General features: G+C 73.3%; 5 protein-coding genes. 4 read left to right on the plus strand and 1 reads right to left on the minus strand.

Annotated elements, in window-relative coordinates; translation table 11 throughout:
* Positions 1 to 938, plus strand: a 938-nt coding sequence (locus CXR44_RS40710) for a PucR family transcriptional regulator (RefSeq protein ID WP_245898976.1), incomplete at its 5' end; no start/stop codon positions are given.
* A gap of 175 nt (positions 939 to 1113) precedes the next feature.
* Here the strand turns inward: CXR44_RS40710 and CXR44_RS08510 are convergent.
* Positions 1114 to 3603 (minus strand): NHL repeat-containing protein, encoded by a 2490-nt coding sequence (locus tag CXR44_RS08510; protein WP_101784367.1) that lies wholly within the window; start codon positions 3601 to 3603, stop codon positions 1114 to 1116.
* Positions 3604 to 3796: 193 nt separating this feature from the next.
* Here CXR44_RS08510 and CXR44_RS08515 point away from each other — a divergent pair, with 193 nt between their 5' ends.
* The 3 genes from CXR44_RS08515 to CXR44_RS40715 all read left to right on the plus strand — a co-directional run.
* On the plus strand, positions 3797 to 4000 hold the full coding sequence (locus CXR44_RS08515; RefSeq protein WP_219601714.1) for an RNA-binding S4 domain-containing protein: 204 nt from the start codon (positions 3797 to 3799) through the stop codon (positions 3998 to 4000).
* A gap of 217 nt (positions 4001 to 4217) precedes the next feature.
* Positions 4218 to 5597 (plus strand): uracil-xanthine permease family protein, encoded by a 1380-nt coding sequence (locus tag CXR44_RS08520; protein WP_101784371.1) that lies wholly within the window; start codon positions 4218 to 4220, stop codon positions 5595 to 5597.
* The coding region (locus CXR44_RS40715) for an FAD binding domain-containing protein (protein WP_245898977.1) at positions 5594 to 6007 on the plus strand (414 nt) is incomplete at its 3' end. The genes CXR44_RS08520 and CXR44_RS40715, both read left to right, overlap by 4 nt.

The raw sequence follows: 6007 nt of genomic DNA on the forward strand, positions 1-6007 counted from the left end.
TGTCGGTGCCGGTCGTCGCGGCGGGCCACCACCACGGCCGGATCGTCGCCTACAGCCCGGCGGGCGCGATCCGTGACAGCGACATCGGCATCCTGGAGCGCGCCGCCACCGTCGCCGCGCTCGTCGTCACCCGCCAGGAGGCGGTCAACGCCGTCGAGAGCAAGTACCGGGCCGACTTCCTGCGCGACGTCCTCACCGGCCGCGCCGGTTCGGCCGAACGGGTCGCCACCCGGTCCAGGGCGTTCGGCTGGGACCTCGAACGGCCCGTCACCGTCCTCGTGGCGGAGATCGACCCCGACGGCGACGAGCGCAGCGCCCAGGACCGCCTCGTCACGAGCTGGACCGCGGCGATCCGCCGGCACGACCCGCGCGGCGCGGTGGCGGGCTTCTCCCACGAGGTGGTGGCCGTCGTCGGGGCGACGGCCGACACGGCGCGGCTGGCCAGGGACGCCGCCGCGGCCTTCACCGACTCGCCGCCCGCCGCCTCGCCGCCCGTCACCTTCTCCACCGGCACCTCGCGGCCCTGCGCGGGCGCCGACACGCTGCCCGACGCGTACGCGCAGGCGCTCAAGGCGGCGCGCGTCGGCCGCCAGCTCCACGGCCCCGGCGCGGTCGCCCACTTCGACCAGCTCGGCGTCTACCGGCTGCTGTCGCTGGTGAACGACACCGAGGAGCTGCACGCCTTCGTCCGCGAGACCCTCGGCCCGCTGGCCACCGACGACGACGCCGAGAACTCCGACCTGCGCCGCACCCTGCAGGTGCTGCTGGAGACCAACCTCAACGTGGCCGAGACGGCCCGGAGGCTGCACTTCCACTACAACACGCTGCGCTACCGCATCGGGAAGCTCGAACGGCTGCTCGGCGGCTTCACCGACGACCCCCACCTGCGCCTCAACCTCACCCTCGCCCTGCACGTGCTGCGCATGCGCGGCATCTAGAAGGCGTTCGCCGTGATCCGCCTCATCGGTGACGCCGGCGGCCGTGTCCGCGTCCACTAGGTCGCCGGCGTCATGTCACCGCGGCCTTGAGGTTCCAGGGACGACGACGGGAACAGGTGGCTGCGGTGGGCGCGCGGGGCGGACCGGCGGGCCGGACCCGGAGGGGGTGCGCGGCTCAGGCGGGCAGGGCGAGGCGGTGCAGCCTCTCGTTGATCCTGTAGTAGAGGTTGCCGAACCGGTCGGCCGTCAGCCCCTCCATCCCCGGGTCCGTCAGCAGCACGGTGAGCGCCCGCGTCGACCGGTCGATCCGGAAGATCTGGTCGCCGGCCGTGTCGTACACGTGACGCGGGTCCTGGGCCACGGTCAGCAGCACCCCGTCCCGCCAGGCGAGGCTGGGCCTGGCGGCGTAGTCGGGGTCGGGGAAGAGCTGTTCGGTGGTGATCTCCTGCGGCCGGGCCGGATCGAGGGTGAACAGCGACCCGCCCGCCAGGCCCCACAGCCGGCCGTCCACCTGCGCGAGAGCGGTGACGGCCTTCGGCGCCGGCAGCGGGAGCGGATGGAGGCGCACGGCGCCGGTGGCGGGGTCGTAGGAGAACAGCGTGGCCGACGCCCCGGGAGCGTAGACAGGATGGACGCCCAGGGCGCCGCGCGTGGACGTGCCGCCGAACAGCATGCCGCCCGCGAAGGCCAGCGAGACGACCGCCTGGTTCGCCGCCACGCACAGGGTCCTCCCCGGCGTGCCCTCCTTCCAGACGGTGAGCGCGCCGCTGCGCTTGCCGTACTTGGGCACCGTTCCCATGTAGACCGTGCCGTCCGGTCCGCCGGCGAGCGCGTACGGCCGGTCCTGCGGCGGCGGGCCCTCGCCCGGCTCGCAGTCGTCGGCCTTGCTGCCGGCGTCCCCGCCGGTGTATCTCAGCGTGGGCGGCCAGGGGTCGCCGGGGACGTGGCTGTAGAGCTTGGCCGACGGGTAGGCCCCGATGTAGAGCCGGCCGTCGTGCGCGAGCAGGCTGTCGGTCTGGCTGAGCCCGGTGCGGGTCGGGGTGTCCGGTCTGCCGTCGTCGCCGTCGCCCCGCAGCGGGTCGTGCGCGCCGGTTCCGCCGGTCAGGTAGCCGCCGGTGTAGATCCGGCCGTCGGGCCCCGTGCCGAGCGCGTTGATCGCGGCGGGCAGGACGGGGGCGCCGGAGACGACCCTGCTGCTCCACTGGCCGCTCACCGGCTCGTACCTGAAGACCCTGGTGCCGTCCTCGGCCGCGCCCAGGCCCACCAGCGTGCCGCCGGACCAGGTGTAGCCGGTGACGTCCAGCCCCGGCCGGACGGAGGTCGCCCGCACGGTCCCCGTGGCCACCTCGTAGGAGTGCAGCAGCCCCTCCTTGACGAACCAGACCCGGCCGTCGCGGGCGGGGGAGTGGTGCAGGTCCACGTCGGTGATCGCGGCGTCGGCCGCGGCGGTGTGGGAGCCGTCGGCGGCGCGCGCGACGCGCAGGACGAGCAGCGTGCGGTCGATCCAGGCGAACAGCCTGCCGCCCGTCCAGGTGAGGCCGCCCACCATGGAGTTGTGCGCGTAGGCGGCCGGGAGGAGGCGGTCCACACGTCCCGTCGCGTTGTCGTACCTGACCAGCGCGGCGTTCGTGCCCGTGCCCAGGTACGTGGCGCCGGTCGCCGGGTCGTGGGCGAGGCTGCGCACGTTCTCCGCGCCCGCCACGACGGGCACGCTGCCGAGCGTGGTGAAGGCGCCGTCGGCGTAGGAGAAGTACCGGCCGTCGTTGTACGTCCCGCCGTACACCTCCCCGTCCGCCCCGGGCTCCAGGTCCCAGATGAACGCGTAGCCGCCCTCCGCCCGTCCGAGATCGGTGACCGTGGACTGGCCGGGGACGTGCCGGTAGAGCTTGGCGTTGGGATAGGTGCCGAGGTAGACGCTGCCGTCGGTGGCCGTGGCCGCCGCCCAGCCGCCCACGGTCGGGGACGCGGCGCTGTCCGGGATGGTGATCTTCCTGGTGACCTTCTCGGTGGCCAGGTCGATCACGGCGAGCTGCGGGTTGGCGTCGGGGGTGCCGGTGTAGAGGGCGTACGCGCTGCCGCCCGCGAACGTGGTGGCGTTGGGCACGCCGCTCTCGATCTGCACGCCCAGATCGGTCGTGTCCCTGGTGATCAGCACCTCGTCCCAGTAGGCGGTGCCCACGTCGGCGACCCCCGAGTAGATCAGGGCCGAGACGGTGGCCGTGCCGGCGGGCGCGACGCCGGAGGCCGTGACGTGGTTCCACCGCCGGCCCGTGGCCGAGGCGTTCGCGCCGGCGCCGAGGAGGCGGCCGGAGGAGTCCCTGAAGCGCAGGTAGAGCCGCGCGGGGCCGCTGTCGGCCCACACCTCGGCGTGCAGGGTGTAGCGCCTCCCCGCCGTGGCGGGCAGTCCCGGCATGCTCTCCCTGCCGTAGGCGGCGCCGGGATCGGCGTCGGCGAGGCGGGCGGTGGTGCGCCCGTCCCAGATCGCGGCGGTGACCCCGCCCGGGCTGTGCGACCCGCTCCAGCCGGTGAGCCCGTCGTCGAAGCCTTCGTTGGCGATCCGCAGGTCGGCCGCCGCCGCGGGCGCGAATGGCGCGGCGAGCGGCGCCGCCAGCACCATCGTCGCCGGCAACACCACCGCCGCCGCCCCCCGCAGGGCGCGCCGCACGCGGCCCCGCCTTCGCCGCGGGCGGCTCCGCGCCTGGTCCGACGCGGCACCGTGCCCGGTCGACTGACCCTCCTGGAGACTCGGCACAACCCCACCTCCGCGCGGCGCGTCCGTTCCTGCCCCATTTTGGTCCAGACCGTAACCCGGCGGGTGCGGCACGTCAACGGGTGCGCGGTCCTCTAGCCTGTGTGCCGTGGACTTCGAACTGCAATCCGACTACATCCCGCTGTGCGACCTGCTCAAATACTGCGGCGTCACCGAGACCGGGGGGATGGCCAAGATGCTCGTCGCCGAGGGCATGGTCCGGGTCGACGGCGAGGTCGAGCTGCGCAAGACCTGCAAGATCCGGTCGGGGCAGGTCGTCACCGGCGAGGGCTTCGTCATCCGGGTGCGCTGACCCGGGACACCGGCGGTCCCACGCGAGCCCGAACGTGCGCACGATCGCAGGTGCAGCGAGGTGAGTGAGGGGAAGGCTGGTGAACGAGGGGAATTTGGCAGATCATGCCCGTGTAGCACAGCGCCGGCGGGCCTAATGTGCCCGCAACGGGAAGAACCGCCGCGGAGGAGTCTGCGGGGCGGCCACCTGACCGACGGCCCGGTTGAAGAGGGGTCTCATGGGTTTCGGCTGGACCAGACACGGTGACGGCAAGCATCTGGCTCCCGGTGAGGTGGTCAGACCTGACGAGCGGCTCACCTGGCCGCGCATGGTGGGCTTCGGGGCGCAGCACGTGGTGGCGATGTTCGGCGCCACGTTCGTCTTCCCGCTGGTGATGGGGCTCGACCCGAACGTCGCGATCATGATGTCGGGTGTCGCCACGATCCTGTTCCTGCTGATGGTCAAGGGCAGGGTGCCGAGCTATCTCGGCACGAGCGCCTCGTTCGTGGGCGGGGTGCTGGCGATCCGGGCGATCTTCGGCGGCGACACGGCCGGGGTCGACGCCATCGTCACCGGGGCCATCCTGGTCGCCGGGCTGGTGCTCGCGCTCGCCGGCCTGGCCGTGCACCTGCTCGGCGTGCAGATCATCCACCGGATCTTCCCGCCGGTCGTGACCGGGGCCGTCGTCATGCTGATCGGGTTCGGGCTGGCGTACGTGGTGGCCGACGTCTACTGGCCGCAGGACCAGTGGATGGCGCTGGTCACGATGCTCATCACGTTCGTCGTCGTGGTGGCGTTCAAGGGGTTCGTCGGCCGCGTCGGCATCCTCATCGGCCTGGTCGTCGGCTACGTGCTGTCGTGGGGAGCCGACCGAATCTTCGGGCAGGTGCCCGCCTACGACGACGGCACCCTGAACATCCCCGCGCACTTCCGGGTCGACTTCGCGAAGGTCGGCGACGCCCCCTGGGTCGGGCTGCCGGACTTCCACCTGCCCGACTTCCGGGCCTCGGCCGTGCTGCTCGTGCTGCCCGCGCTCATCGCCCTGATCGCCGAGAACATCGGCCACGTCAAGGCCGTCGGCGAGATGACCGGCACCGACGTCGACCCGTACGTGGGCCGCGCCATCGCCGCCGACGGCGTCGCCACCGTGGTCACCAGCGCGGTCGGCGGCTCGCCCACGACCACCTACGCCGAGAACATCGGCGTCATGGCCGCCACCAAGGTCTACTCCACCGCCGCCTACTACATCGCGGGCGTCATCGCGATCCTGTTCGGGCTGAGCCCCAAGTTCGGCGCGCTCGTCTCCGCCACGCCGTCCGGCGTGCTGGGCGGCGTCACGGTCATCCTGTACGGCATGATCGGCCTCCTGGGCGCCAAGATCTGGATCGAGAACAGGGTCGACTTCGCCGACCCCGTCAACATGGTCCCGATCGGCGCGGGCGTCATCCTGGCGATCGGACCGGTGAAACACCTGATCAGCGGCGACTTCCGGCTGGAGGGCATCGCGCTCGGCACCATCGTGGTGGTGGGCGGGTACCATCTGCTGCGCGCCATCGCCGGACCGCCGCGGCCCCTTCCGGCGGCCAGGGAGGCGACCGGGGAGGAAGCGGCCGGGTGAAGCCGCCGCCGTTCGCCTACCACGCGCCCCGGGACCTCGGCGAGGCCCTGGAGACCCTCGCCGGGGTGGACGGCAAGGTGCTCGCCGGCGGGCAGAGCCTCATCCCCATGCTGAACATGCGGCTCGCCGCGCCCGCGCACCTGGTGGACATCAACCGGCTGACGCCGCTCGCCGTCGTCGAGCCGGGTCCCGCCGGCGTAACCGTGGGGGCGCTGGCCCGGCACGCGCAGGTGGCCCGCGCGGGCGTCCACCCGCTGCTCGGCCAGGCGCTGCGGCTGGTCGCGCACCCGGTCATCCGCAACCGCGGCACCGTGGTGGGCAGCCTCGTGCACGCCGACCCGGCCGCCGAGCTCCCCGCCGTGCTCGCCGTCCTCGACGGGTCGGTACGGCTGGGCCCCCCCCGGGGGGGG

The sequence above is a fragment of the Nonomuraea indica genome (genome assembly GCF_002850745.1).
In the GTDB taxonomy this organism is placed as follows: domain Bacteria; phylum Actinomycetota; class Actinomycetes; order Streptosporangiales; family Streptosporangiaceae; genus Nonomuraea; species Nonomuraea indica.